Here is a 23174-nt window from a genome sequence, read left to right on the forward strand (position 1 = left end):
TTAACCCTCGACACGCAGCATGTAGTAAGCCTTGTTGATCATCCCGCGATTCTCGGGAGTATCCTGGACTTCTACAGTGTGACCGATGCGACGCAGACCCAAACCCTTAACGCACAATTTGTGGTTAGGGATGCGGCCGGTCATGCTTTTGATCAGCGTTACTTTAACGGTAGCCATGATCAGAAGATCTCCTTGACGCTTTTGCCACGCTTGGCGGCAATGGATTCAGGAGATTGCATAGCTTTCAAACCTTTGAAAGTGGCGTGAACCACGTTTACCGGGTTAGTCGAGCCGTAGCACTTGGCCAGAACGTTCTGAACGCCAGCAACTTCGAGGACAGCACGCATAGCGCCGCCAGCGATGATACCGGTACCTTCAGAAGCAGGCTGCATGTACACCTTCGAAGCGCCATGAGCAGACTTCATTGCGTACTGCAGAGTGGTGCCGTTCAGGTCAACTTGAATCATGTTGCGACGAGCAGCTTCCATTGCCTTCTGGATCGCAGCAGGCACTTCACGTGACTTGCCACGGCCGAAGCCAACACGCCCTTTACCATCACCAACCACGGTCAACGCGGTGAAAGTGAAGATACGGCCGCCTTTAACGGTTTTGGCTACGCGGTTAACTTGAACCAGCTTCTCAATGTAGCCTTCGTCGCGCTTTTGGTCGTTATTTGACATAACTTAGAACTCCAGCCCAGCTTCACGAGCAGCATCAGCCAGCGCTTTAACGCGGCCGTGGTACTTGAAGCCAGAGCGGTCGAAAGCCACTTGCGAGACGCCAGCGGCCTTAGCACGCGTAGCGACCAGCTGGCCAACCTTTGTGGCCGCGTCGATGTTGCCAGTGGCACCATCACGCAGTTCTTTATCCAAAGTCGAGGCGCTGGCCAGGACTTTGTTGCCGTCGGCCGAGATGACCTGGGCGTAGATGTGCTGCGACGAGCGGAACACGCAGAGACGCACGACTTCTAGTTCGTGCATTTTCAGGCGTGCTTTGCGAGCGCGACGCAGTCGAGTAACTTTTTTGTCGGTCATTTGCTATGCCCTACTTCTTCTTGGCTTCTTTACGACGGACGACTTCGTCCGCGTAGCGCACACCTTTGCCTTTGTACGGCTCTGGTGGACGGAAGTCGCGGATCTCAGCGGCCACCTGACCTACCAGCTGCTTATCGATGCCCTTGATCAGGATATCGGTCTGGCTAGGAGTCTCAGCGGTGATGCCTTCCGGCAGTTCGTAATCCACTGGGTGCGAGAAGCCAAGGGCCAGGTTCAAAACCGAGCCTTTTGCTTGCGCTTTGTAACCAACACCGACCAGCTGGAGCTTACGCTCGAAGCCTTGGCTTACGCCTTGGACCATGTTGTTTACCAACGCACGCGTGGTACCGGCCATTGCGCGAGTTTGTTGATCGCCATTGCGAGCAGCGAAACGCAGCTCACCAGCTTCTTCAACGATCTCAACGGACGAATGGATGTTCAGTTCAAGAGTACCCTTGGCACCCTTCACCGAAAGCTGTTGGCCTGCGAATTTGACTTCGACACCGGCTGGCAGCTTAACGGGGTTCTTAGCGACGCGAGACATGCTTATCCCCCCTTAGAACACAGTGCAAAGAACTTCGCCGCCGACACCGGCAGCGCGCGCAGCACGATCCGTCATCACACCTTTGTTGGTGGAGACGATAGACACGCCAAGACCGCCACGAACTTTCGGCAGATCCTCAACGGACTTGTACTGACGCAGGCCTGGACGGCTAACGCGCTTCACTTCCTCGATGACCGGACGGCCTTCGAAGTACTTCAGCTCGATGGACAGCAGTGGCTTGATTTCGCTGCTGATCTGATAACCCGCAATGTAGCCTTCGTCTTTCAGGACTTTGGCAACAGCTACCTTCAACGTGGAAGATGGCATGCTTACGACGGACTTTTCAGCCATCTGGGCATTACGGATACGAGTTAGCATGTCCGCTAACGGGTCCTGCATACTCATGGGCTAGACGCTCCTAATACAAAAAAATTAGCCTTACGGCTACATATGTCGCTGAGTATCTCCGGGCATAGAAAACACGGGCTCAGGCGAGCCGGGTATTCTAGACACACTCCGGAAATGAAACAAGCCCCAAAAGGGGCTTGTTCCAGATTCAAGGTACCGGCGGTCAGTATCTTGCGATCCCGACCACCCGGACTTTGAAAGTACTTACCAGCTGGCTTTAACCAGACCAGGTACGTCGCCACGCATTGCCGCTTCACGCAGTTTGTTACGGCCGAGGCCGAACTTGCGGTAAACGCCGTGTGGACGACCAGTCAGGCGGCAGCGGTTACGCATGCGCGAGGCGCTTGCGTCACGTGGCTGCTTCTGCAGAGCAACTGTAGCTTCCCAACGCGCTTCTGGACTTGCGTTCAGATCAACGATGATTGCTTTCAGTGCTGCACGCTTCTTGGCGTACTTGGCAACCGTGAGCTGACGTTTCAGCTCGCGGTTTTTCATGCTCATCTTGGCCATGGTCCTACTCCAATCAGTTGCGGAACGGGAATTTGAAAGCACGCAACAGGGCGCGACCTTCATCATCGTTCTTGGCAGTGGTGGTCAGGGTGATGTCCAGACCGCGGAGAGCATCGATCTTGTCGTAGTCGATTTCCGGGAAAATGATCTGCTCTTTCACGCCCATGCTGTAGTTACCACGACCATCGAAGGACTTGGCATTCAGGCCGCGGAAGTCGCGAACCCGAGGCAGGGAGATCGACAGCAAACGATCCAGGAATTCGTACATACGCTCACGGCGCAGAGTCACTTTGACGCCGATCGGCCAACCTTCACGGACTTTAAAGCCAGCGATGGATTTCCGAGCGTAAGTCACAACGACTTTTTGACCGGTGATCTTTTCCAGGTCAGCAACAGCGTGCTCGATGACTTTTTTGTCGCCGATCGCTTCGCCCAGACCCATGTTCAGGGTGATTTTGGTAACGCGCGGAACTTCCATCACGTTCCCGAGCTTAAGTTCTTCCTTAAGCTTGGGGGCGATTTCCTTCCGGTAAATCTCTTGTAGTCGTGCCATGGTCTTATCTACCTAGCAGTGTTCAAGCATCAACCGCTTTTTGGGTCGACTTGAAGACACGAATTTTCTTACCGTCTTCTACTTTGAAACCAACACGATCAGCCTTGTTGGTTTCGCCGTTGAAGATGGCGACGTTAGAAGCGTGCAATGGCGCTTCTTTCTCGACGATACCGCCCTGTACGCCCGACATCGGGTTAGGCTTGGTATGACGCTTGACCAGGTTCAGACCACCAACGACCAGACGGTCGTCAGCGAGAACCTTCAGCACCTTACCGCGCTTACCTTTGTCTTTGCCGGCGATCACGATGATCTCGTCGTCACGACGAATCTTTTGCATGTCGGATCTCCTTACAGCACTTCTGGGGCGAGCGAGACGATCTTCATGAACTTCTCAGTACGAAGTTCACGGGTCACTGGCCCAAAGATACGGGTGCCGATCGGCTCTTGCTTGTTGTTCAGAAGAACAGCAGCGTTGCCATCAAAGCGGATAATGGAGCCATCTGCACGACGTACGCCGTGACGAGTGCGGACTACAACAGCAGTCATCACTTGGCCTTTTTTCACTTTACCGCGAGGAATTGCTTCCTTGACGGTAACTTTGATGATGTCACCGATACCAGCGTAACGACGATGGGAGCCACCCAGCACCTTGATGCACATAACACGGCGAGCGCCGCTGTTATCGGCCACATCGAGCATGGATTGAGTCTGAATCATATAATTTCTCCGACCCCTAGTCCTTAGACTTCCACAGCGCGTTCGAGAACATCAACCAGTGCCCAAGACTTAGTCTTGGCCAGCGGACGAGTTTCACGAATAGTGACTTTGTCGCCGATGTGGCACTGATTGGTTTCGTCGTGCGCGTGCAGCTTAGTCGAACGCTTAACATATTTACCGTAGATCGGGTGCTTAACGCGACGCTCGATCAGAACGGTGATGGTTTTGTCCATCTTGTCGCTGACAACACGGCCAGTCAGCGTACGGACAGTCTTTTCGGCTTCAGCCATGATCACTTACCTGCCTGCTGGTTGAGCACAGTCTTCACGCGAGCAATGTCACGCTTAACTTGCGAGAGCAGATGAGACTGCCCCAACTGGCCAGTTGCTTTCTGCATACGCAGATTGAACTGGTCGCGCAGCAGGCCGAGCAGTTGCTCGTTCAGCTGCTGTGCGGATTTTTCACGAAGTTCATTCGCTTTCATCACATCACCGTCCGTTTAACAAAGGCGGTGGCGAGCGGCAGCTTTGCAGCAGCCAGGGCAAAAGCCTCACGCGCCAGCTCTTCAGTTACACCCTCGATTTCATACAGGACTTTGCCTGGCTGAATCTGGGCTACCCAGTATTCCACGTTACCCTTACCTTTACCCATCCGAACTTCGAGGGGCTTTTTGGAAATCGGCTTGTCCGGGAATACACGGATCCAGATCTTGCCGCCACGTTTTACGTGACGGGTCAGAGCACGACGCGCTGACTCGATCTGACGAGCGGTGAGACGACCACGAGCTACAGACTTCAGCGCGAATTCGCCGAAGCTGACTTTGCTACCGCGCTGAGCCAGACCACGGTTGTGGCCTGTCATCTGCTTGCGGAACTTCGTACGCTTTGGTTGCAACATTTGGCGTACCCCTTACTTAGCAGCTTTTTTACGAGGCGCTGGTGCTTGTGGTTTCAGTTCTTCTTGGCGACCACCAATTACTTCGCCTTTGAAGATCCAAACCTTTACACCGATCACACCGTAAGTGGTGTGAGCTTCGTAGTTGGCATAGTCGATGTCGGCACGCAGGGTGTGCAACGGCACACGACCTTCGCGATACCATTCAGTACGTGCGATTTCAGCACCGCCGAGACGACCGCTCACTTGGATTTTGATGCCTTTGGCACCAATGCGCATGGCGTTCTGTACAGCGCGCTTCATAGCGCGACGGAACATTACGCGACGCTCCAGCTGCTGAGCTACGCTCTGCGCAACCAGCATACCGTCGAGCTCCGGCTTGCGGATCTCTTCGATATTGATGTGCACAGGCACACCCATTTGCTTGGTCAGGTCCTGACGCAGTTTCTCAACATCTTCACCTTTCTTCCCGATAACGATACCTGGACGAGCGGTGTGGATGGTGATACGTGCAGTTTGCGCCGGACGATGGATATCGATACGGCTTACGGACGCGCTTTTTAGTTTGTCTTGGAGATACTCACGCACCTTCAGATCAGCGAACAAATAGTCCGCATAAGTCCGACCGTCTGCGTACCAGACGGAGGTGTGCTCCTTGACGATTCCCAGGCGAATGCCAATGGGATGTACTTTCTGACCCATCTCTTCGACTCCGTTACTTGTCAGCAACCTTGACAGTGATATGGCAAGACCGCTTGACGATGCGATCAGCACGGCCTTTGGCACGCGGCATGATACGCTTCAGCGAACGCCCTTCGTTGACGAAAACGGTGCTGACCTTCAGGTCATCAACGTCTGCGCCTTCGTTATGCTCGGCGTTGGCTACGGCCGACTCCAGCACTTTCTTCATGATCTCGGCGGCTTTCTTACTGCTGAAAGCCAACAGGTTGAGCGCTTCGCCCACCTTCTTCCCGCGGATCTGGTCGGCGACCAAGCGGGCTTTCTGGGCGGAGATTCGAGCGCCCGACAACTTAGCGGCTACTTCCATTTCCTTACCCCTTAACGCTTGGCTTTCTTGTCTGCCACGTGCCCACGATAAGTGCGGGTACCGGCAAACTCGCCTAGTTTGTGGCCGACCATGTCTTCGTTAACGAGAACTGGGACGTGCAGACGACCGTTGTGTACTGCGATGGTCAAACCGACCATTTGTGGCAGGATCATCGAACGACGCGACCAGGTCTTAACTGGTTTGCGATCGTTCTTTTCCGCCGCCACTTCGATCTTCTTCAGTAGGTGAAGATCAATAAAAGGACCTTTTTTCAGAGAACGTGGCACTGTCGTATCCCTCTATTTACTTGCGACGACGGACGATCATTTTGTCGGTACGCTTATTACCACGAGTCTTCGCGCCCTTAGTCGGGAAGCCCCATGGCGATACCGGATGACGACCACCAGAGGTACGACCTTCACCACCACCGTGTGGGTGGTCAACCGGGTTCATGGCAACACCACGAACGGTTGGGCGAACGCCACGCCAGCGTTTGGCACCAGCTTTACCCAGCGAACGCAGGCTGTGCTCGGAGTTCGAGACTTCACCCAGGGTCGCGCGGCATTCAGCCAGCACTTTACGCATCTCACCAGAACGCAGACGCAGGGTCACGTAGACACCTTCACGAGCGATCAGCTGAGCCGAAGCACCAGCGGAACGAGCGATTTGCGCGCCTTTACCTGGCTTCAATTCGATGCCGTGTACGGTGCTACCAACTGGAATGTTGCGCAGTTGCAGAGCGTTGCCCGGCTTGATCGGTGCCAAGGCACCTGCGATCAACTGGTCGCCAGCGCTCACGCCTTTAGGGGCGATGATGTAGCGACGCTCGCCATCTGCGTACAGCAGCAGAGCGATGTGAGCAGTACGGTTTGGATCGTATTCGATACGCTCGACAGTGGCAGCGATGCCATCTTTGTCGTTGCGACGGAAGTCGACCAGACGATAATGCTGCTTATGGCCACCACCGATGTGACGAGTGGTAATACGACCATTGTTGTTACGACCACCAGTCTTCGATTTCTTCTCGAGCAGCGGTGCGTGAGGAGCGCCTTTATGCAGCTCCTGGTTGACCACCTTGACCACAAAACGGCGGCCAGGGGAAGTCGGTTTGCATTTAACGATTGCCATGATGCACCCCTTCCTTACTCAGCACTGCTGCTGAAATCGAGATCTTGGCCTGGTTGAAGGGAGATAACTGCCTTCTTCCAGTCATTACGCTTGCCCAGACCGCGAGCAGTGCGCTTGCTCTTACCCAGAACATTCAGGGTAGTAACACGCTCTACTTTCACGCTGAACAGGCTTTCGACGGCCTTCTTGATTTCCAGCTTGGTTGCGTCAGTCGCAACCTTGAAAACGAACTGGCCTTTCTTGTCAGCCAGAACCGTAGCCTTTTCGGAAACGTGCGGGCCAAGCAGAACTTTAAATACGCGTTCCTGGTTCATCCCAGCAGCTCCTCGAATTTCTTCACGGCCGACACGGTGATCAACACCTTGTCGTATGCGATCAGACTAACTGGATCGGAACCCTGCACGTCACGTACATCAACGTGTGGCAGGTTGCGAGCAGCCAGGTACAGGTTCTGATCAACAGCTTCAGACACGATCAAGACGTCAGTCAGGCCCATGCCGTTCAGCTTGTTCAGCAGATCTTTGGTTTTCGGCGCTTCAACAGCGAAGTCCTGAACCACGACCAGACGATCAGTACGCACGAGTTCAGCAAGGATGGAGCGCAGTGCTGCGCGATACATCTTCTTGTTGAGCTTCTGAGTGTGATCCTGCGGACGAGCTGCGAAAGTGGTACCGCCGCCACGCCAGATTGGGCTACGGATAGTACCGGCACGAGCACGGCCAGTACCTTTCTGACGCCAAGGGCGCTTACCGCCACCACGAACGTCGGAACGGGTCTTTTGCTGCTTGCTACCTTGACGGCCGCCGGCCATGTAGGCCACGACTGCTTGGTGAACCAGCGTCTCGTTGAATTCGCCGCCAAATGTCAGTTCGGAAACTTCGATCGCTTGAGCGTCATTTACATTTAATTGCATGTCAGCTTCCCCTTAACCGCGAGCCTTGGCCGCTGGACGTACAACCAGGTTGCCGCCAGTAGCGCCAGGAACAGCACCCTTGACCAACAACAGATTGCGTTCAGCGTCGACGCGCACTACTTCGAGGGACTGCACGGTCACGCGCTCAGCGCCCATATGACCGGACATTTTTTTGCCCTTGAATACACGACCAGGAGTCTGGCACTGGCCAATAGAGCCCGGGACGCGGTGGGAAACGGAGTTACCGTGAGTGTTGTCTTGGCCACGGAAATTCCAACGCTTGATCGTACCCTGGAAGCCTTTACCCTTGGACTGACCGGTTACATCAACCAGTTGACCAGCGGCGAAGATTTCAGCGTTGATCAGATCGCCTGCCTGGTAGTCGCCTTCTTCAAGACGGAACTCCATAACAGTACGACCAGCTGCAACGTTTGCTTTAGCGAAGTGACCTGCTTGAGCAGCAGTCACGCGCGAAGCACGACGCTCGCCGACAGTGACTTGCACTGCACGATAGCCATCGGTTTCTTCAGTTTTGAACTGGGTGACGCGATTCGGCTCGATCTCAATGACCGTGACCGGAATGGAGACACCTTCTTCGGTGAAAATACGGGTCATACCGCATTTACGACCGACTACACCAATAGTCATGTTGTAAACCTCATGAGTGTACGGGGCTTTCACCCGCTATGGCCGCCCATTTCAGAGCGTTACACGACTAAGACCCAAGTCTTAGCCGAGGCTGATCTGTACTTCCACACCGGCCGCCAGATCAAGCTTCATAAGTGCATCAACGGTTTTATCCGTTGGCTGGACGATGTCCAGTACGCGCTTATGAGTACGGATCTCGTACTGGTCACGCGCGTCTTTGTTGACGTGCGGGGAGACCAGAACGGTGAACCGCTCTTTACGGGTAGGCAGTGGAATTGGACCACGCACTTGTGCACCAGTACGTTTCGCGGTTTCCACGATTTCCTGGGTGGATTGGTCGATCAGGCGATGGTCAAAAGCCTTCAACCTGATACGGATTTGCTGATTTTGCATTGGATTTCAGACTCCGGCTGCTATTCCCACCGGGCGCAATACGCCCGTTAAAAGGAGGCGCAATTCTATAGACGCCCCCAGTAGGTGTCAACCCAATAAAAAAGCCCCCGCTGAGCGGGGGCTTTCTCAAAGCATCGGAGCTAACTCAAAAAGAGCTTACTCGATGATTTTAGCTACAACGCCAGCACCAACGGTACGGCCGCCTTCACGAATAGCGAAGCGCAGACCGTCTTCCATTGCGATGGTTTTGATCAGGGTGACAACCATTTTGATGTTGTCGCCTGGCATTACCATTTCAACGCCTTCCGGCAGTTCGCAGTTACCAGTCACGTCAGTAGTACGGAAGTAGAACTGTGGACGGTAGCCTTTGAAGAACGGAGTGTGACGACCGCCTTCTTCTTTGCTCAGCACGTACACTTCAGCTTCGAACTTGGTGTGCGGCTTAACCGAACCTGGCTTAACCAGAACCTGGCCACGCTCAACGTCGTCACGCTTGGTACCACGCAGCAGAACGCCGCAGTTCTCGCCTGCACGACCTTCGTCGAGCAGTTTACGGAACATTTCAACACCGGTGCAGGTGGTGACGGTAGTGTCACGCAGACCAACGATTTCCAGTGGATCTTGAACCTTAACGATACCGCGCTCGATACGACCGGTAACAACAGTACCACGACCAGAGATCGAGAATACGTCTTCGATCGGCATCAGGAATGGCTTGTCGATAACGCGAACTGGATCTGGGATGTAGCTGTCCAGAGTCTCAACCAGTTTCTTAACGGACGTGGTGCCCATTTCGTTGTCGTCTTTGCCTTCCAGAGCCATACGAGCAGAACCGATGATGATCGGAGTGTCGTCGCCTGGGAAGTCGTAAGTGCTCAGCAGATCGCGCACTTCCATCTCAACCAGTTCCAGCAGCTCAGCGTCGTCTACCAGGTCAGCCTTGTTCAGGTAAACCACGATGTACGGAACGCCAACCTGACGGGACAGCAGGATGTGCTCACGGGTTTGTGGCATCGGACCATCAGCGGCCGAGCAAACCAGGATAGCGCCGTCCATCTGGGCAGCACCGGTGATCATGTTCTTCACATAGTCAGCGTGACCTGGGCAGTCAACGTGAGCGTAGTGACGGATCGAAGAGTTGTACTCAACGTGCGCGGTGTTGATGGTGATACCACGAGCTTTTTCTTCTGGTGCGCTGTCGATTTTATCGAAATCAACGATTGCGGAACCGAATACTTCGGAGCAAACGCGAGTCAGAGCAGCAGTCAGAGTGGTTTTACCGTGGTCAACGTGACCGATGGTGCCAACGTTGACGTGCGGTAGGGAACGATCAAATTTTTCTTTAGCCACGACAATTAACTCCTTGCCTAAAGGACTGAATCAGCCTTGTTTTTTGGATACAGTTTCAGCGATGTGCGCCGGAGCTGTGTTGTATTTTTTGAATTCCATAGAGTAGCTTGCGCGACCCTGGGACATGGAGCGAACGTCGGTCGCATAACCGAACATCTCACCCAACGGAACCTCGGCGCGAATCACTTTGCCGGAAACCGTGTCTTCCATACCCAAGATCATGCCGCGACGACGGTTAAGGTCGCCCATGACATCACCCATATAGTCTTCAGGTGTAACAACTTCTACCGCCATGATTGGCTCAAGCAACTCACCACCGCCCTTCTGGGCCAGTTGCTTGGTTGCCATGGAAGCAGCCACCTTAAACGCCATCTCGTTGGAGTCGACGTCGTGGTAAGAACCGTCAAAAACGGTTGCTTTCAGGCCGATCAGCGGATAGCCGGCAACAACACCGTTCTTCATCTGCTCTTCGATACCCTTCTGGATAGCCGGGATGTATTCCTTAGGAACAACACCACCAACTACTTCGTTCACGAATTGCAGACCTTCTTGACCTTCGTCAGCAGGAGCAAAACGGATCCAGCAGTGACCGAACTGACCACGACCGCCGGATTGACGAACGAACTTGCCTTCGATTTCACAGTTCTTCGTGATGCGCTCACGATAGGAAACCTGAGGCTTACCGATGTTGGCTTCGACGTTGAACTCACGGCGCATCCGGTCAACCAGGATGTCCAGGTGCAACTCGCCCATGCCGGAGATGATCGTTTGACCAGTCTCTTCATCAGTCTTGACGCGGAAAGATGGATCTTCCTGAGCAAGCTTGCCCAGAGCGATACCCATTTTTTCCTGGTCATCCTTGGTCTTAGGCTCTACGGCAACCGAAATAACCGGCTCCGGGAAGTCCATGCGAACCAGGATGATTGGCTTAGCAGCGTCGCACAAAGTCTCACCAGTGGTGACGTCCTTCATGCCGATCAAGGCCGCGATGTCACCAGCGCGCACTTCCTTGATCTCTTCACGGGCGTTTGCGTGCATTTGCACCATACGACCCACGCGCTCTTTCTTACCTTTAACCGAGTTGATCACGCCGTCGCCGGAGGCCAACACGCCCGAGTAAACGCGGACGAAGGTCAAGGTACCCACGAATGGGTCGGTAGCGATCTTGAACGCCAGGGCCGAGAAAGGCTCGCTGTCGTCTGCATGACGCTCCATCTCTTCTTCCTCGTTATCAGGGTTAGTACCCTTGATAGCAGGAATGTCGGTTGGAGCCGGCAGGTAGTCGATCACAGCATCGAGAACCAGGGGAACACCCTTGTTCTTGAACGAGGAACCGCAAACAGCCAAGACGATCTCGCCAGCAATAGTACGCTGACGCAGAGCAGCCTTGATTTCCACGTTGGTGAGCTCTTCACCTTCGAGGTACTTGTTCATCAGCTCTTCGCTGGCTTCGGCCGCAGCCTCCACCATGTTGTTGCGCCACTCGTCAGCCAGTTCCTGCAGTTCTGCAGGGATAGGCTTGCGAACAGGGACCATACCTTTGTCAGCGTCGTTCCAGTAGACAGCTTCCATGGCGATCAGATCGATCTGACCCTGGAAGTTATCTTCGGAACCGATAGCCAATTGGATAGGCACCGGAGTGTGACCCAGACGCTGCTTGATCTGACCGATCACGCGCAGGAAGTTGGCACCAGCACGGTCCATCTTGTTTACATAAACAAGACGTGGAACGCCGTACTTGTTGGCTTGACGCCATACGGTTTCCGACTGAGGCTCAACACCCGAGGTACCGCAAAACACAACGACAGCGCCGTCGAGTACGCGCAGGGAACGCTCAACTTCAATAGTGAAGTCTACGTGGCCTGGGGTATCGATAACGTTGAAGCGGTGCTCGTCCTTGTACTGCTTCTCGGAACCTTTCCAGAAGGCGGTAATAGCAGCAGAAGTAATGGTAATACCACGCTCCTGCTCCTGAACCATCCAGTCTGTGGTCGCGGCGCCGTCATGCACCTCGCCCATCTTGTGACTTTTGCCAGTGTAAAAAAGGACGCGCTCGGTGGTGGTGGTTTTACCAGCATCCACGTGAGCAACGATACCAATGTTACGGTAGCGATTAATCGGTGTAGTACGAGCCATAAAGCCCTCGCAAAATTAGTGACGCTGGATTTAGAAGCGGTAGTGCGAGAAAGCTTTGTTAGCTTCAGCCATACGGTGCACGTCTTCACGCTTCTTAACTGCAGCGCCTTTGCCTTCAGCAGCGTCCAACAGTTCGCCAGCCAAACGCAGAGCCATAGACTTCTCGCCGCGCTTACGGGCGAAGTCTACCAACCAGCGCATTGCCAGAGCATTACGACGGGACGGACGAACTTCAACCGGAACCTGGTAGGTAGCACCGCCTACACGGCGCGACTTCACTTCGACCAGCGGAGCGATGGCGTCGAGAGCTTTCTCGAAGATTTCCAGGGGGTCGCTGTTCTTGCGTTCTTTAACCTTTTCCAGCGCGCCATAAACGATACGTTCGGCAACGGCTTTCTTGCCGCTTTCCATCACGTGGTTCATGAACTTGGCCAGGATCTGGCTTCCGTATTTTGGATCGTCAAGCACTTCGCGCTTGGCTGCTACGCGTCTTCTTGGCATGGATAAGCCCTCAAACGGTCTTCAGGTTCGCTCGGAATTGGTGCCCTTCAGGGGCGCCTCCGACCTTACTCTTATCGACTCAGAAAATAAGATGATTCAGTTTTGCAAAAAGCCGCTACTACTTAGGCTTCTTGGTACCGTACTTCGAACGACCCTGGTTACGACCTTTAACGCCGGAAGTATCCAAGGAGCCGCGTACGGTGTGGTAACGAACACCTGGCAAGTCTTTTACACGACCGCCGCGGATCAGTACCACGCTGTGCTCTTGCAGGTTGTGGCCTTCACCACCGATGTACGAGGAAACCTCGAAACCGTTGGTCAGACGCACACGGCATACTTTACGCAGTGCCGAGTTAGGTTTTTTCGGCGTAGTGGTATACACGCGAGTGCATACGCCACGACGTTGCGGGCAGTTCTGCAGCGCAGGCACGTCGGATTTCTCGACGATACGCTTACGCGGCTGACGTACCAGCTGGTTGATAGTTGCCATCTACTAGCTCCACTGTTGTCTTGCGACGCTATTGTCTTACAAGAAAAGCAAAATGGCAGGAACGAATTCCCGCCAAATTTAGGGGTACAAGAGTCTAAAGAGGATCTTGCCCCCAGTCAAGGCAAGGCCCCGACGTCCCCTCTCATCGAACCGGGGCAATACTGCCTCGATCCGACGAATGGGGGCTGCCAGGGCCCGGACTTATTTATCGCTGAACTCAGTTACCGCTTGAGTTCAGTGCTTCGGTCAGTGCAGCTTCCACTTCACTGGCGCTTACGCGCAGCGGCTTGTCAGCTTCACGGCGGCGCTTACGCTCGCTGTGGTAAGCCAAACCGGTACCGGCCGGGATCAGTCGACCCACAACCACGTTTTCTTTCAGGCCACGCAGGTAATCGCGCTTGCCGGTTACCGCCGCTTCGGTCAGTACGCGAGTGGTCTCCTGGAAGGAGGCCGCCGAGATGAACGACTCAGTGGACAACGACGCCTTGGTGATACCCAGCAGCACGCGAGTGAACTTGGAAACAAACTTGTCTTCCGCGCTCAAGCGCTCGTTCTCTACCAGCACGTGAGTCAGTTCCATCTGGTCGCCCTTGATGAAACTGGAATCGCCGGATTCAGCGATTTCAACTTTACGCAGCATCTGACGCAGGATGGTCTCGATGTGCTTATCGTTGATCTTCACGCCTTGCAGGCGGTAAACGTCCTGGATCTCGTTAACGATGTACTTGGCCAGCGCACTTACACCCAGCAGACGCAGGATGTCGTGTGGATCGCTTGGACCGTCAGAGATAACTTCGCCGCGGTTTACCTGTTCGCCTTCGAAGACGTTCAGGTGACGCCACTTCGGAATCAGCTCTTCATACGGATCGCTACCGTCGTTCGGGGTAATGACCAGACGACGCTTGCCCTTGGTCTCTTTACCGAACGCGATGGTGCCGCTGACTTCAGCCAGAATCGACGCTTCTTTCGGACGACGAGCTTCGAACAAGTCGGCAACACGCGGCAGACCACCGGTGATGTCACGGGTCTTCGAAGTTTCTTGCGGGATACGCGCGATAACATCACCGATCGCGATCTTCGCACCATCCGCTACACCGACCAGGGCGTTGGCTGGCAGGAAGTACTGAGCGATTACGTCAGTACCTGGCAGCAACAGATCCTTACCGTTGTCATCCACCATCTTCACGGCAGGACGGATGTCTTTACCGGCAGCTGGACGATCTTTCGCGTCGAGTACTTCAATGTTGGTCATACCGGTCAATTCGTCAGTCTGACGCTTGATCGTGATGCCTTCTTCCATGCCCACGTAGGTCACGGTACCTTTCATTTCGGTAACGATTGGGTGAGTGTGCGGATCCCACTTGGCCACGATTGCGCCAGCGTCGACCTTGTCACCCTCTTTAACCGAAATCACAGCACCGTACGGCAGCTTGTAGCGCTCGCGCTCACGACCGTAGTCATCAGCGATTGCCAGCTCACCGGAACGGGACACGGCAACCAGGTGACCATCCACTCGCTCAACGTGCTTCAGGTTGTGCAGACGGACGGTACCGCCATTCTTCACCTGAACGCTATCGGCTGCGGAGGTCCGGCTTGCCGCACCACCGATGTGGAACGTACGCATGGTCAGCTGGGTACCCGGCTCACCGATGGACTGGGCAGCGATAACGCCGACCGCTTCACCGATGTTCACCTGATGACCACGAGCCAAGTCACGGCCGTAGCACTTGGCGCAAATGCCATAGCGGGTTTCGCAGCTGATCGGCGAGCGAACGATCACTTCGTCGATGCTGTTGAGCTCGATGAACTCGACCCACTTCTCATCTACCAGGGTGCCAGCAGGAACGATAATTTCCTCGGTACCTGGCTTGAATACGTCACGGGCGATGACTCGACCCAGTACGCGCTCACCCAACGGCTCAACAACGTCACCGCCTTCGATGTGCGGAGTCATCAGCAGACCGTGTTCGGTGCCGCAGTCGACTTCAGTCACAACCAAGTCTTGCGCCACGTCTACCAGACGACGAGTCAGGTAACCGGAGTTAGCGGTTTTCAACGCGGTATCCGCCAGACCTTTACGAGCACCGTGAGTCGAGATGAAGTACTGAAGTACGCTCAAACCTTCACGGAAGTTCGCGGTAATCGGCGTCTCAATGATGGAACCGTCCGGCTTGGCCATCAGGCCACGCATACCGGCGAGCTGACGGATCTGCGCAGCAGAACCCCGCGCACCCGAGTCGGCCATCATGTACATCGAGTTGAACGACTCTTGGTCGACTTCCACACCATGACGGTCAATAACCTTCTCTTTCGAGAGGTTAGCCATCATTGCCTTCGACACTTCGTCGTTGGCTTTGGACCAAAGGTCGATCACTTTGTTGTACTTCTCGCCCTGGGTTACCAGGCCGGAGGCGTATTGGCTTTCGATCTCTTTCACTTCATCGGTAGCAGCGCCGATGATCTGAGCTTTTTCATCCGGGATAACGAAGTCGTTAACACCGATGGAAACGCCGGAAATAGTCGAGTAAGCAAAACCGGTGTACATCAACTGGTCAGCGAAGATCACGGTCTCTTTCAAACCAACCACGCGGTAGCACTGGTTGATCAGCTTGGAGATCGCCTTTTTCTTCATCGGCAGGTTGACGACGTCGTACGACAGACCTTTTGGCACAACTTGATACAACAGCGCACGACCGACAGTGGTGTCGACGATACGGGTGTTGGTCACGCTGCCGCCGTCACGGTCGTTGACGGTTTCGTTGATCCGCACCTTGACCTTGGCGTGCAGTGCGGCTTCGCCGGCACGGAACACACGGTCAACTTCCTGCAGGTCAGCGAACACACGACCTTCGCCCTTGGCGTTGATCGCTTCACGCGTCATGTAGTACAGACCCAATACAACGTCCTGCGACGGAACGATGATTGGCTCACCGTTGGCTGGCGACAGGATGTTGTTGGTCGACATCATCAACGCACGCGCTTCCAACTGGGCTTCCAGTGTCAGCGGTACGTGCACGGCCATTTGGTCACCGTCGAAGTCGGCGTTGTACGCAGCACAGACCAGAGGGTGCAGCTGGATAGCCTTACCTTCGATCAGTACCGGTTCAAACGCCTGGATACCCAGACGATGAAGGGTCGGTGCACGGTTGAGGAGAACCGGGTGTTCGCGAATCACTTCAGCAAGAACGTCCCAGACCTCTGGCAGTTCGCGCTCGACCATTTTCTTGGCCGCTTTGATGGTGGTCGCGAGACCGCGCATTTCCAGCTTGCCGAAAATGAACGGCTTGAACAGCTCGAGAGCCATCTTCTTAGGCAGACCGCACTGGTGCAGACGCAGGGTCGGGCCTACGGTAATTACCGAACGACCGGAGTAGTCAACACGCTTACCGAGCAAGTTCTGACGGAAACGACCTTGCTTACCCTTGATCATGTCAGCCAAGGATTTCAGAGGACGCTTGTTGGAACCGGTGATAGCGCGGCCACGACGACCGTTGTCCAGCAGGGCATCGACCGCTTCCTGCAACATACGCTTTTCGTTGCGCACAATGATGTCCGGAGCGGACAGATCAAGCAGGCGCTTCAAGCGGTTGTTACGGTTGATCACTCGGCGATACAGATCGTTGAGGTCGGACGTCGCGAAACGACCACCGTCCAACGGCACCAGCGGACGCAGGTCTGGCGGCAGAACCGGCAGAACGGTCAGCACCATCCACTCTGGCAAGTTGCCGGAACCTTGGAAGGCCTCCATCAACTTCAGACGCTTGGACAGCTTCTTGATCTTGGTTTCGGAGTTGGTTTGCGGAATTTCTTCACGCAGGCGACCAATCTCGTGCTCCAGGTCGATAGCGTGCAGCAATTCACGGACCGCTTCGGCACCCATGCGGGCATCGAAATCGTCACCGAACTCTTCCAGCGCTTCGAAGTACTGCTCGTCGTTCAGCAGTTGGCCTTTTTCAAGGGTGGTCATGCCTGGATCGATAACGACATAGCTCTCGAAGTAGAGAACGCGTTCGATATCACGCAGGGTCATGTCCATCAGCAAGCCGATACGGGACGGCAGCGATTTCAGGAACCAGATGTGGGCAACCGGCGAAGCCAGCTCGATGTGCGCCATGCGCTCACGACGAACCTTGGCCAATGCAACTTCAACGCCGCACTTCTCGCAGATCACACCACGGTGCTTCAAGCGCTTGTACTTACCGCACAGGCACTCGTAATCCTTTACCGGGCCAAAGATCTTGGCGCAGAACAGGCCGTCACGCTCAGGTTTGAACGTACGGTAGTTGATGGTTTCCGGCTTTTTAACTTCACCGAACGACCACGAACGGATCATCTCAGGCGATGCCAACCCAATACGGATGGCGTCGAACTCTTCGACTTGACCCTGGTTTTTCAGCAAATTCAGTAGGTCTTTCAAGGCCTTTCCTCCTGACGGAGCAGAGAGCGGGCTAAACAACCCCGCTCTCGATTCGCGTCACGTGTTATTCGGTTTCCAGATCGATATCGATGCCGAGGGAACGAATTTCTTTGATCAACACGTTGAAGGACTCGGGCATGCCCGGCTCCATACGGTGATCGCCGTCCACGATGTTTTTGTACATCTTGGTCCGACCGTTCACATCGTCCGACTTCACTGTGAGCATTTCTTGCAGAGTGTAAGCAGCACCGTATGCCTCTAGTGCCCAGACCTCCATCTCCCCGAAACGCTGACCACCGAACTGAGCCTTACCACCCAGCGGCTGCTGGGTAACCAGGCTGTACGAACCGGTAGAACGAGCGTGCATCTTGTCGTCTACCAAGTGGTTCAGCTTCAGCATGTACATGTAGCCAACAGTAACCGGGCGTTCAAACTTGTTGCCGGTACGGCCGTCGAACAGCTGCATCTGGCCGCTTTCTGGCAGGTCTGCCAGTTTGAGCATGGCCTTGATTTCGCTTTCCTTGGCACCATCGAACACCGGGGTAGCCATTGGAACGCCGCCGCGCAGGTTTTTCGCCAGATCCAGGATTTCCTGGTCGGAGAAAGTGTCCAGCTCTTCTTTGCGACCGCCGATCTCGTTGTAGATCTCGTGCAGGAACTTACGCAGGTCAGCAACCTTGCGCTGCTCTTCGATCATACGGTTGATCTTCTCACCCAGGCCTTTAGCCGCGAGGCCCAGGTGGGTTTCGAGGATCTGACCAACGTTCATACGCGATGGTACGCCCAACGGGTTGAGGACGACGTCGACCGGGGTGCCATTGGCATCGTGCGGCATGTCTTCAACCGGCATGATCACGGAGACCACACCCTTGTTACCGTGACGACCGGCCATCTTGTCGCCCGGCTGGATGCGACGACGGATTGCCAGGTAAACCTTGACGATTTTCAGCACACCTGGAGCCAGGTCATCGCCCTGCTGCAGTTTGCGCTTCTTGTCTTCGAACTTGTCGTCCAGCAGACGGCGGCGATCAACGATATAGGCCTGGGCCTTCTCGAGCTGCTCGTTCAGAGCATCTTCAGCCATGCGCAGTTTGAACCACTGGCCGTGCTCAAGACCGTCGAGCACTTCGTCGGTGATGTCCTGACCTTTCTTAAGGCCCGCACCACCTTCAGCCTTGTGACCTACCAGGGCGGAACGCAGACGCTCGAAGGTTGCGCCTTCAACGATACGAAACTCTTCGTTCAGGTCCTTGCGGATCTCGTCGAGCTGGGTCTTCTCGATGGACAGTGCACGAGCATCACGCTCAACGCCGTCACGGGTGAAGACCTGTACGTCGATGACAGTACCCTTGGTACCGGTCGGTACGCGCAGGGAAGTGTCTTTAACGTCGCTGGCTTTTTCACCGAAGATGGCACGCAACAGCTTCTCTTCCGGAGTCAGTTGGGTCTCGCCTTTCGGAGTGACCTTACCAACCAGGATGTCGCCCGCGCCAACTTCAGCACCTACATAAACGATACCGGCTTCGTCCAGTTTGTTCAGTGCAGCTTCACCCACGTTCGGGATGTCTGCAGTGATTTCCTCTGGCCCAAGCTTGGTATCACGCGCCACACAGGTCAGTTCCTGGATGTGGATCGTGGTGAAGCGGTCTTCTTGAACAACACGCTCGGACAGGCAGATGGAGTCTTCGAAGTTGAAGCCGTTCCATGCCATGAACGCAATGCGCATGTTCTGGCCCAGCGCCAGTTCACCCATGTCGGTGGACGGGCCGTCGGCCATGATGTCGCTACGCTGAACTCGATCACCCTTACGCACCAGCGGACGCTGGTTGATGCAGGTGTTCTGGTTCGAGCGGGTGTATTTGGTCAGGTTGTAGATGTCGACACCGGCTTCGCCAGTTTCAACTTCGTCATCAGCAACACGAACCACGATACGGCTGGCATCAACGGAGTCGATCACGCCGCCACGACGAGCCACGACGCAAACGCCGGAGTCACGAGCTACGTTACGCTCCATGCCGGTACCCACCAGCGGCTTGTCGGCACGCAGTGTAGGTACAGCTTGACGCTGCATGTTAGAACCCATCAACGCACGGTTGGCGTCATCGTGCTCCAGGAACGGGATCAGCGACGCAGCAACCGAGACTACCTGCTTCGGCGATACGTCCATCAAGGTGACGTCTTCCGGCGCCTTGACGGTGAACTCGTTCAAGTGACGAACAGCTACCAACTCGTCAATCAGTACTTTCTTGTCGTTCATCGTGGCCGAAGCCTGAGCGATCACGTGATCAGCTTCTTCGATGGCGGACAGGAATACGATCTCGTCGGTGACCAGGGCGTCTTTCACCACGCGGTACGGGCTTTCAAGGAAACCGTACTGGTTGGTGCGCGCATAGGCCGCCAGGGAGTTGATCAGGCCGATGTTCGGACCTTCCGGCGTTTCGATCGGGCATACACGACCATAGTGAGTCGGGTGTACGTCACGAACTTCAAAACCTGCACGCTCACGGGTCAGACCGCCCGGGCCCAGTGCGGAAACACGGCGCTTGTGGGTGATCTCGGAGAGCGGGTTGTTCTGGTCCATGAACTGCGAGAGCTGGCTGGAACCGAAGAACTCTTTCACCGCCGCAGCCACTGGCTTGGCGTTGATCAGGTCTTGCGGCATCAGGCCTTCGCTTTCAGCCATCGACAGACGCTCTTTGACCGCACGCTCAACACGCACCAGGCCAACGCGGAACTGGTTCTCGGCCATTTCGCCTACGCAGCGAACACGACGGTTACCCAGGTGGTCGATGTCATCAACGATGCCCTTACCGTTGCGGATGTCGACCAGAGTCTTCAGGACCGCAACGATGTCTTCCTTGCACAGCACGCCCGAACCTTCGATTTCGGTGCGACCGATACGACGGTTGAACTTCATCCGGCCGACCGCAGACAGGTCATAGCGCTCAGGGCTGAAGAACAGGTTGTTGAACAGGGTTTCGGCAGCGTCTTTGGTTGGTGGCTCGCCAGGACGCATCATGCGATAGATCTCGACCAGCGCTTCCAATTGGTTGCTGGTGGAGTCGATCTTCAGGGTGTCGGAAACGAACGGACCGCAGTCGATATCGTTGGTGTACAAAGTCTCGATGCGAACGACCTGGGCCTTGGCGATTTTTGCCAGGATTTCGGTGTTCAGCTCAGTGTTGCACTCAGCCAGGATCTCGCCTGTGGCTGGGTGAACGATGACCTTGGCGGTCGTGCGACCCAGGACGTAGTCCAAAGGCACGTCCAGCGACTTGATACCGGCTTTTTCGATCTGGTTGATGTGGCGCGCAGTAATACGACGGCCAGCCTCAACAATGACCTTGCCCTTTTCATCCTGGATGTCCAGAACAGCAATTTCACCACGCAGACGCGAAGCAATCAGCTCCAGGCTGAGGGTTTCATCCTTCAGGCTGAATACGTTGGTGGTGTAGAAAGCGTCCAGCACTTGCTCAGTGGTGTAGCCAAGCGCGCGCAGCAATACCGAGGCTGGCAGCTTGCGACGACGGTCGATACGCACGAACACGCAGTCTTTCGGGTCGAACTCGAAGTCCAACCACGAACCACGGTACGGAATGATCCGCGCGGAGTACAGGAGTTTGCCGGAGCTGTGCGTCTTGCCGCGGTCGTGGTCGAAGAACACGCCCGGAGAACGGTGCAGCTGGGAAACGATAACACGCTCGGTACCGTTGATAACGAAGGTACCGTTTTCAGTCATCAATGGGATTTCGCCCATGTAGACTTCTTGCTCTTTGATGTCCTTGATCGCTTTGTTCGACGATTCTTTGTCGAAAATGATCAGACGGACTTTTACCCGCAAAGGTACGGCGTACGTAACACCGCGCAACACGCATTCTTTGACATCAAATGCCGGTTCGCCCAGGCGATAACCCACGTACTCCAGCGCAGCATTGCCGGAGTAGCTGATGATCGGGAAAACGGATTTGAAGGCCGCATGCAGGCCCACGTCGCGGAACTGATCTTTGGTCGCTCCCGCCTGCAAGAATTCACGATACGAATCCAGCTGGATAGCCAGAAGGTACGGGACATCCATGACGTCCGGCAACTTGCTAAAGTCCTTGCGGATACGTTTTTTCTCAGTATATGAGTAAGCCATCAGCGTTCCCCAGCTTGGTCACCTGCTTGTTTGGCCCCTCCCGACGGGAGCAGCCAGAAAATCTTGCAAACCCCATGGTTTGCACCACCGCTTCGGGTGGCTACAGCGCGTTAATGGCGGCGACCGAGTCGACAGCCAAGAACGGAAAAAGGCCGGTGGCAAGAGCCACCAGCCATCAGCCTTCAGCTTAACGCTTGGGCTGGAGACGCAAGGTCGATGCTTACTTCAGCTCGACTTTAGCGCCTGCTTCTTCCAGTGCTGCTTTGGCTTTGTCAGCTGCGTCTTTAGCAACAGCTTCCAGAACCATTGCAGGAGCGCCGTCAACTACAGCCTTGGCTTCTTTCAGGCCCAGACCGGTCAGTTCACGAACTGCCTTGATCACGTTTACTTTCTTCTCGCCAGCTTCCAGCAGCATGACGTTGAATTCGGTTTGCTCTTCAGCAGCGACAGCAGCAACAGCTGGACCAGCGGAAGCAGCAGCTGCGGAAACGCCGAATTTTTCTTCGAAAGCTTTGATCAGCTCAACAACCTGCAGAACCGACATTTCAGCTACGGCGTTGAGGATATCTTCTTGGGAGATAGACATTACTGTATTTCCTGAATTGGGGGACGGCCTACGCGGCCATCGAAATAAACAAAAATACGCGAGAGAAAATGCTCAGCCTTAGGCTGCGGCAGCTTCTTTTTGCTCGCGAACTGCAGCCAGAGTACGAGCCAGCTTGCTGGTGGCGCCTTGAATCACGCTCATCAACTGCGAAATAGCTTCGTTGCGGGTCGGCAGTGTTGCCAGTACGTCGATTTGGTTAGCTGCGAGGAACTTGCCCTCGAACGCAGCTGCCTTGATCTCGAACTTTTCCTGACTCTTGGCGAACTCTTTGAACAAACGGGCAGCAGCGCCTGGATGCTCTTTGGAGAACGCAATCAGAGTCGGGCCGGTGAACACGTCGTTGAGAACACTGTATTCAGTGTCAGCAACTGCGCGCTTGAGCAGGGTGTTACGTACAACACGTACGTATACGCCAGCTTCACGAGCCTCTTTACGGAGTCCGGTCATAGCGCCTACTGTCACACCACGGGCATCAGCCACGACAGCGGACAGAGCAGCTTTGGCAGCCTCGTTGACTTCAGCGACGATGGCCTTCTTGTCTTCGAGATTAATTGCCACGGGTTTAACTCCTGCTTGTTACCGTTTCATCTGGCCGGAGCCGGATGTCGTTTTGGTGTCTGATTCGGTAAGGAACCGGGAGCACCATCTGCGTAGGCTTGAGGTTTAAGACTTGCGTCGCCTACGGTCTTGGATAGCCCCCGCCAGGCAGGGACCCCAATTTTTCAATTGGCACGATCTCTCGTGC

General features: G+C 55.0%; 28 protein-coding genes. All 28 read right to left on the minus strand.

Features of this window, described 5'->3' with window-relative positions; genetic code table 11:
* The 28 genes from rpmD to rplJ all read right to left on the minus strand — a co-directional run bounded on the left by rpmD (position 1) and on the right by rplJ (position 22987).
* Positions 1 to 177 (minus strand): 50S ribosomal protein L30, encoded by a 177-nt coding sequence (rpmD, locus tag P2T68_RS32790; RefSeq protein WP_003176408.1) that lies wholly within the window; start codon positions 175 to 177, stop codon positions 1 to 3.
* Between the two features lie 2 nt (positions 178 to 179).
* The gene (rpsE, locus tag P2T68_RS32795; RefSeq protein ID WP_003186035.1) at positions 180 to 680 is read right to left on the minus strand and encodes a 30S ribosomal protein S5; all 501 of its coding nucleotides are present in this window, start codon (positions 678 to 680) and stop codon (positions 180 to 182) included.
* Between the two features lie 3 nt (positions 681 to 683).
* Complete coding sequence (rplR, locus tag P2T68_RS32800; RefSeq protein ID WP_003186037.1) at positions 684 to 1034, minus strand: 50S ribosomal protein L18; 351 nt, start codon at positions 1032 to 1034, stop codon at positions 684 to 686.
* Between the two features lie 10 nt (positions 1035 to 1044).
* Positions 1045 to 1578, minus strand: coding sequence for a 50S ribosomal protein L6 (rplF, locus tag P2T68_RS32805; protein ID WP_024077677.1), 534 nt, complete (start codon positions 1576 to 1578; stop codon positions 1045 to 1047).
* Positions 1579 to 1590: 12 nt separating this feature from the next.
* Entirely contained in the window at positions 1591 to 1983 is a 393-nt protein-coding gene (rpsH, locus tag P2T68_RS32810; protein WP_017848802.1) for a 30S ribosomal protein S8, read from the minus strand.
* A gap of 207 nt (positions 1984 to 2190) precedes the next feature.
* On the minus strand, positions 2191 to 2496 hold the full coding sequence (gene rpsN / locus P2T68_RS32815; protein ID WP_003176414.1) for a 30S ribosomal protein S14: 306 nt from the start codon (positions 2494 to 2496) through the stop codon (positions 2191 to 2193).
* A gap of 13 nt (positions 2497 to 2509) precedes the next feature.
* Entirely contained in the window at positions 2510 to 3049 is a 540-nt protein-coding gene (gene rplE / locus P2T68_RS32820) for a 50S ribosomal protein L5 (RefSeq protein ID WP_003194642.1), read from the minus strand.
* Positions 3050 to 3071: 22 nt separating this feature from the next.
* Entirely contained in the window at positions 3072 to 3386 is a 315-nt protein-coding gene (gene rplX / locus P2T68_RS32825) for a 50S ribosomal protein L24 (RefSeq protein WP_007896770.1), read from the minus strand.
* Between the two features lie 11 nt (positions 3387 to 3397).
* Positions 3398 to 3766, minus strand: a complete 369-nt coding sequence (gene rplN / locus P2T68_RS32830) for a 50S ribosomal protein L14 (RefSeq protein ID WP_002555479.1) — start codon at positions 3764 to 3766, stop codon at positions 3398 to 3400.
* Positions 3767 to 3789: 23 nt separating this feature from the next.
* The gene (gene rpsQ, locus P2T68_RS32835; RefSeq protein ID WP_003176419.1) at positions 3790 to 4056 is read right to left on the minus strand and encodes a 30S ribosomal protein S17; all 267 of its coding nucleotides are present in this window, start codon (positions 4054 to 4056) and stop codon (positions 3790 to 3792) included.
* Between the two features lie 2 nt (positions 4057 to 4058).
* Complete coding sequence (gene rpmC, locus P2T68_RS32840; protein ID WP_002555481.1) at positions 4059 to 4250, minus strand: 50S ribosomal protein L29; 192 nt, start codon at positions 4248 to 4250, stop codon at positions 4059 to 4061.
* Positions 4250 to 4663 carry a 50S ribosomal protein L16 gene (rplP, locus tag P2T68_RS32845; RefSeq protein WP_003232424.1) on the minus strand — a complete coding sequence of 138 codons (414 nt, stop codon included), beginning with the start codon at positions 4661 to 4663 and terminating at the stop codon, positions 4250 to 4252. The genes rpmC and rplP overlap by 1 nt, the downstream gene beginning before the upstream one ends.
* Positions 4664 to 4675: 12 nt before the next feature.
* Positions 4676 to 5362, minus strand: a complete 687-nt coding sequence (gene rpsC, locus P2T68_RS32850; RefSeq protein ID WP_003176422.1) for a 30S ribosomal protein S3 — start codon at positions 5360 to 5362, stop codon at positions 4676 to 4678.
* Positions 5363 to 5375: 13 nt separating this feature from the next.
* A complete protein-coding gene (gene rplV / locus P2T68_RS32855; RefSeq protein ID WP_003103908.1) occupies positions 5376 to 5708 on the minus strand; it encodes a 50S ribosomal protein L22 in 333 nt (110 codons plus the stop codon).
* A gap of 11 nt (positions 5709 to 5719) precedes the next feature.
* Positions 5720 to 5995, minus strand: coding sequence for a 30S ribosomal protein S19 (rpsS, locus tag P2T68_RS32860; RefSeq protein ID WP_003232420.1), 276 nt, complete (start codon positions 5993 to 5995; stop codon positions 5720 to 5722).
* A 16-nt stretch (positions 5996 to 6011) separates the two neighbouring features.
* The gene (gene rplB, locus P2T68_RS32865; protein WP_003210080.1) at positions 6012 to 6836 is read right to left on the minus strand and encodes a 50S ribosomal protein L2; all 825 of its coding nucleotides are present in this window, start codon (positions 6834 to 6836) and stop codon (positions 6012 to 6014) included.
* 14 nt (positions 6837 to 6850) lie between these two features.
* The gene (gene rplW, locus P2T68_RS32870; protein ID WP_002555488.1) at positions 6851 to 7150 is read right to left on the minus strand and encodes a 50S ribosomal protein L23; all 300 of its coding nucleotides are present in this window, start codon (positions 7148 to 7150) and stop codon (positions 6851 to 6853) included.
* The gene (rplD, locus tag P2T68_RS32875; protein WP_003210082.1) at positions 7147 to 7749 is read right to left on the minus strand and encodes a 50S ribosomal protein L4; all 603 of its coding nucleotides are present in this window, start codon (positions 7747 to 7749) and stop codon (positions 7147 to 7149) included. Before rplD ends, rplW begins: the two co-directional genes overlap by 4 nt.
* A 12-nt stretch (positions 7750 to 7761) precedes the next feature.
* Positions 7762 to 8397 (minus strand): 50S ribosomal protein L3, encoded by a 636-nt coding sequence (rplC, locus tag P2T68_RS32880; protein WP_007253310.1) that lies wholly within the window; start codon positions 8395 to 8397, stop codon positions 7762 to 7764.
* A gap of 81 nt (positions 8398 to 8478) precedes the next feature.
* Positions 8479 to 8790, minus strand: a complete 312-nt coding sequence (rpsJ, locus tag P2T68_RS32885) for a 30S ribosomal protein S10 (RefSeq protein WP_003186070.1) — start codon at positions 8788 to 8790, stop codon at positions 8479 to 8481.
* Between the two features lie 156 nt (positions 8791 to 8946).
* Entirely contained in the window at positions 8947 to 10140 is a 1194-nt protein-coding gene (tuf, locus tag P2T68_RS32890; protein ID WP_010566854.1) for an elongation factor Tu, read from the minus strand.
* Between the two features lie 30 nt (positions 10141 to 10170).
* The gene (fusA, locus tag P2T68_RS32895) at positions 10171 to 12276 is read right to left on the minus strand and encodes an elongation factor G (RefSeq protein WP_024077678.1); all 2106 of its coding nucleotides are present in this window, start codon (positions 12274 to 12276) and stop codon (positions 10171 to 10173) included.
* A gap of 30 nt (positions 12277 to 12306) precedes the next feature.
* Positions 12307 to 12777 (minus strand): 30S ribosomal protein S7, encoded by a 471-nt coding sequence (rpsG, locus tag P2T68_RS32900; RefSeq protein WP_002555493.1) that lies wholly within the window; start codon positions 12775 to 12777, stop codon positions 12307 to 12309.
* A 118-nt stretch (positions 12778 to 12895) separates the two neighbouring features.
* A complete protein-coding gene (gene rpsL, locus P2T68_RS32905) occupies positions 12896 to 13267 on the minus strand; it encodes a 30S ribosomal protein S12 (RefSeq protein ID WP_002555494.1) in 372 nt (123 codons plus the stop codon).
* Positions 13268 to 13484: 217 nt separating this feature from the next.
* On the minus strand, positions 13485 to 17684 hold the full coding sequence (gene rpoC, locus P2T68_RS32910) for a DNA-directed RNA polymerase subunit beta' (protein ID WP_024077679.1): 4200 nt from the start codon (positions 17682 to 17684) through the stop codon (positions 13485 to 13487).
* 64 nt (positions 17685 to 17748) lie between these two features.
* Positions 17749 to 21822, minus strand: coding sequence for a DNA-directed RNA polymerase subunit beta (rpoB, locus tag P2T68_RS32915; protein WP_024077680.1), 4074 nt, complete (start codon positions 21820 to 21822; stop codon positions 17749 to 17751).
* A 220-nt stretch (positions 21823 to 22042) separates the two neighbouring features.
* The gene (gene rplL / locus P2T68_RS32920; protein ID WP_024077681.1) at positions 22043 to 22408 is read right to left on the minus strand and encodes a 50S ribosomal protein L7/L12; all 366 of its coding nucleotides are present in this window, start codon (positions 22406 to 22408) and stop codon (positions 22043 to 22045) included.
* 78 nt (positions 22409 to 22486) lie between these two features.
* Positions 22487 to 22987 carry a 50S ribosomal protein L10 gene (gene rplJ, locus P2T68_RS32925; RefSeq protein WP_024077682.1) on the minus strand — a complete coding sequence of 167 codons (501 nt, stop codon included), beginning with the start codon at positions 22985 to 22987 and terminating at the stop codon, positions 22487 to 22489.
* Between the last annotated feature and the right edge of the window lie 187 nt (positions 22988 to 23174).

It is taken from the genome of Pseudomonas sp. G11 (genome assembly GCF_029457515.1).
In the GTDB taxonomy this organism is placed as follows: Bacteria; Pseudomonadota; Gammaproteobacteria; order Pseudomonadales; family Pseudomonadaceae; genus Aquipseudomonas; species Aquipseudomonas gorinensis.

Excerpts from the sequence above, each read along its gene's own strand:
- rpmD (WP_003176408.1), bottom strand. The coding sequence starts at position 177 with ATGGCTACCGTTAAAGTAACGCTGATCAAAAGCATGACCGGCCGCATC.
- rpsE (WP_003186035.1), bottom strand. The coding sequence starts at position 680 with ATGTCAAATAACGACCAAAAGCGCGACGAAGGCTACATTGAGAAGCTG.
- rplR (WP_003186037.1), bottom strand. The coding sequence starts at position 1,034 with ATGACCGACAAAAAAGTTACTCGACTGCGTCGCGCTCGCAAAGCACGC.
- rplF (WP_024077677.1), bottom strand. The coding sequence starts at position 1,578 with ATGTCTCGCGTCGCTAAGAACCCCGTTAAGCTGCCAGCCGGTGTCGAA.
- rpsH (WP_017848802.1), bottom strand. The coding sequence starts at position 1,983 with ATGAGTATGCAGGACCCGTTAGCGGACATGCTAACTCGTATCCGTAAT.
- rpsN (WP_003176414.1), bottom strand. The coding sequence starts at position 2,496 with ATGGCCAAGATGAGCATGAAAAACCGCGAGCTGAAACGTCAGCTCACG.
- rplE (WP_003194642.1), bottom strand. The coding sequence starts at position 3,049 with ATGGCACGACTACAAGAGATTTACCGGAAGGAAATCGCCCCCAAGCTT.
- rplX (WP_007896770.1), bottom strand. The coding sequence starts at position 3,386 with ATGCAAAAGATTCGTCGTGACGACGAGATCATCGTGATCGCCGGCAAA.
- rplN (WP_002555479.1), bottom strand. The coding sequence starts at position 3,766 with ATGATTCAGACTCAATCCATGCTCGATGTGGCCGATAACAGCGGCGCT.
- rpsQ (WP_003176419.1), bottom strand. The coding sequence starts at position 4,056 with ATGGCTGAAGCCGAAAAGACTGTCCGTACGCTGACTGGCCGTGTTGTC.
- rpmC (WP_002555481.1), bottom strand. The coding sequence starts at position 4,250 with ATGAAAGCGAATGAACTTCGTGAAAAATCCGCACAGCAGCTGAACGAG.
- rplP (WP_003232424.1), bottom strand. The coding sequence starts at position 4,663 with ATGTTGCAACCAAAGCGTACGAAGTTCCGCAAGCAGATGACAGGCCAC.
- rpsC (WP_003176422.1), bottom strand. The coding sequence starts at position 5,362 with ATGGGTCAGAAAGTACATCCCATTGGCATTCGCCTGGGAATCGTCAAG.
- rplV (WP_003103908.1), bottom strand. The coding sequence starts at position 5,708 with ATGGAAGTAGCCGCTAAGTTGTCGGGCGCTCGAATCTCCGCCCAGAAA.
- rplB (WP_003210080.1), bottom strand. The coding sequence starts at position 6,836 with ATGGCAATCGTTAAATGCAAACCGACTTCCCCTGGCCGCCGTTTTGTG.
- rplW (WP_002555488.1), bottom strand. The coding sequence starts at position 7,150 with ATGAACCAGGAACGCGTATTTAAAGTTCTGCTTGGCCCGCACGTTTCC.
- rplD (WP_003210082.1), bottom strand. The coding sequence starts at position 7,749 with ATGCAATTAAATGTAAATGACGCTCAAGCGATCGAAGTTTCCGAACTG.
- rplC (WP_007253310.1), bottom strand. The coding sequence starts at position 8,397 with ATGACTATTGGTGTAGTCGGTCGTAAATGCGGTATGACCCGTATTTTC.
- rpsJ (WP_003186070.1), bottom strand. The coding sequence starts at position 8,790 with ATGCAAAATCAGCAAATCCGTATCAGGTTGAAGGCTTTTGACCATCGC.
- fusA (WP_024077678.1), bottom strand. The coding sequence starts at position 12,276 with ATGGCTCGTACTACACCGATTAATCGCTACCGTAACATTGGTATCGTT.
- rpsG (WP_002555493.1), bottom strand. The coding sequence starts at position 12,777 with ATGCCAAGAAGACGCGTAGCAGCCAAGCGCGAAGTGCTTGACGATCCA.
- rpsL (WP_002555494.1), bottom strand. The coding sequence starts at position 13,267 with ATGGCAACTATCAACCAGCTGGTACGTCAGCCGCGTAAGCGTATCGTC.
- rpoB (WP_024077680.1), bottom strand. The coding sequence starts at position 21,822 with ATGGCTTACTCATATACTGAGAAAAAACGTATCCGCAAGGACTTTAGC.
- rplL (WP_024077681.1), bottom strand. The coding sequence starts at position 22,408 with ATGTCTATCTCCCAAGAAGATATCCTCAACGCCGTAGCTGAAATGTCG.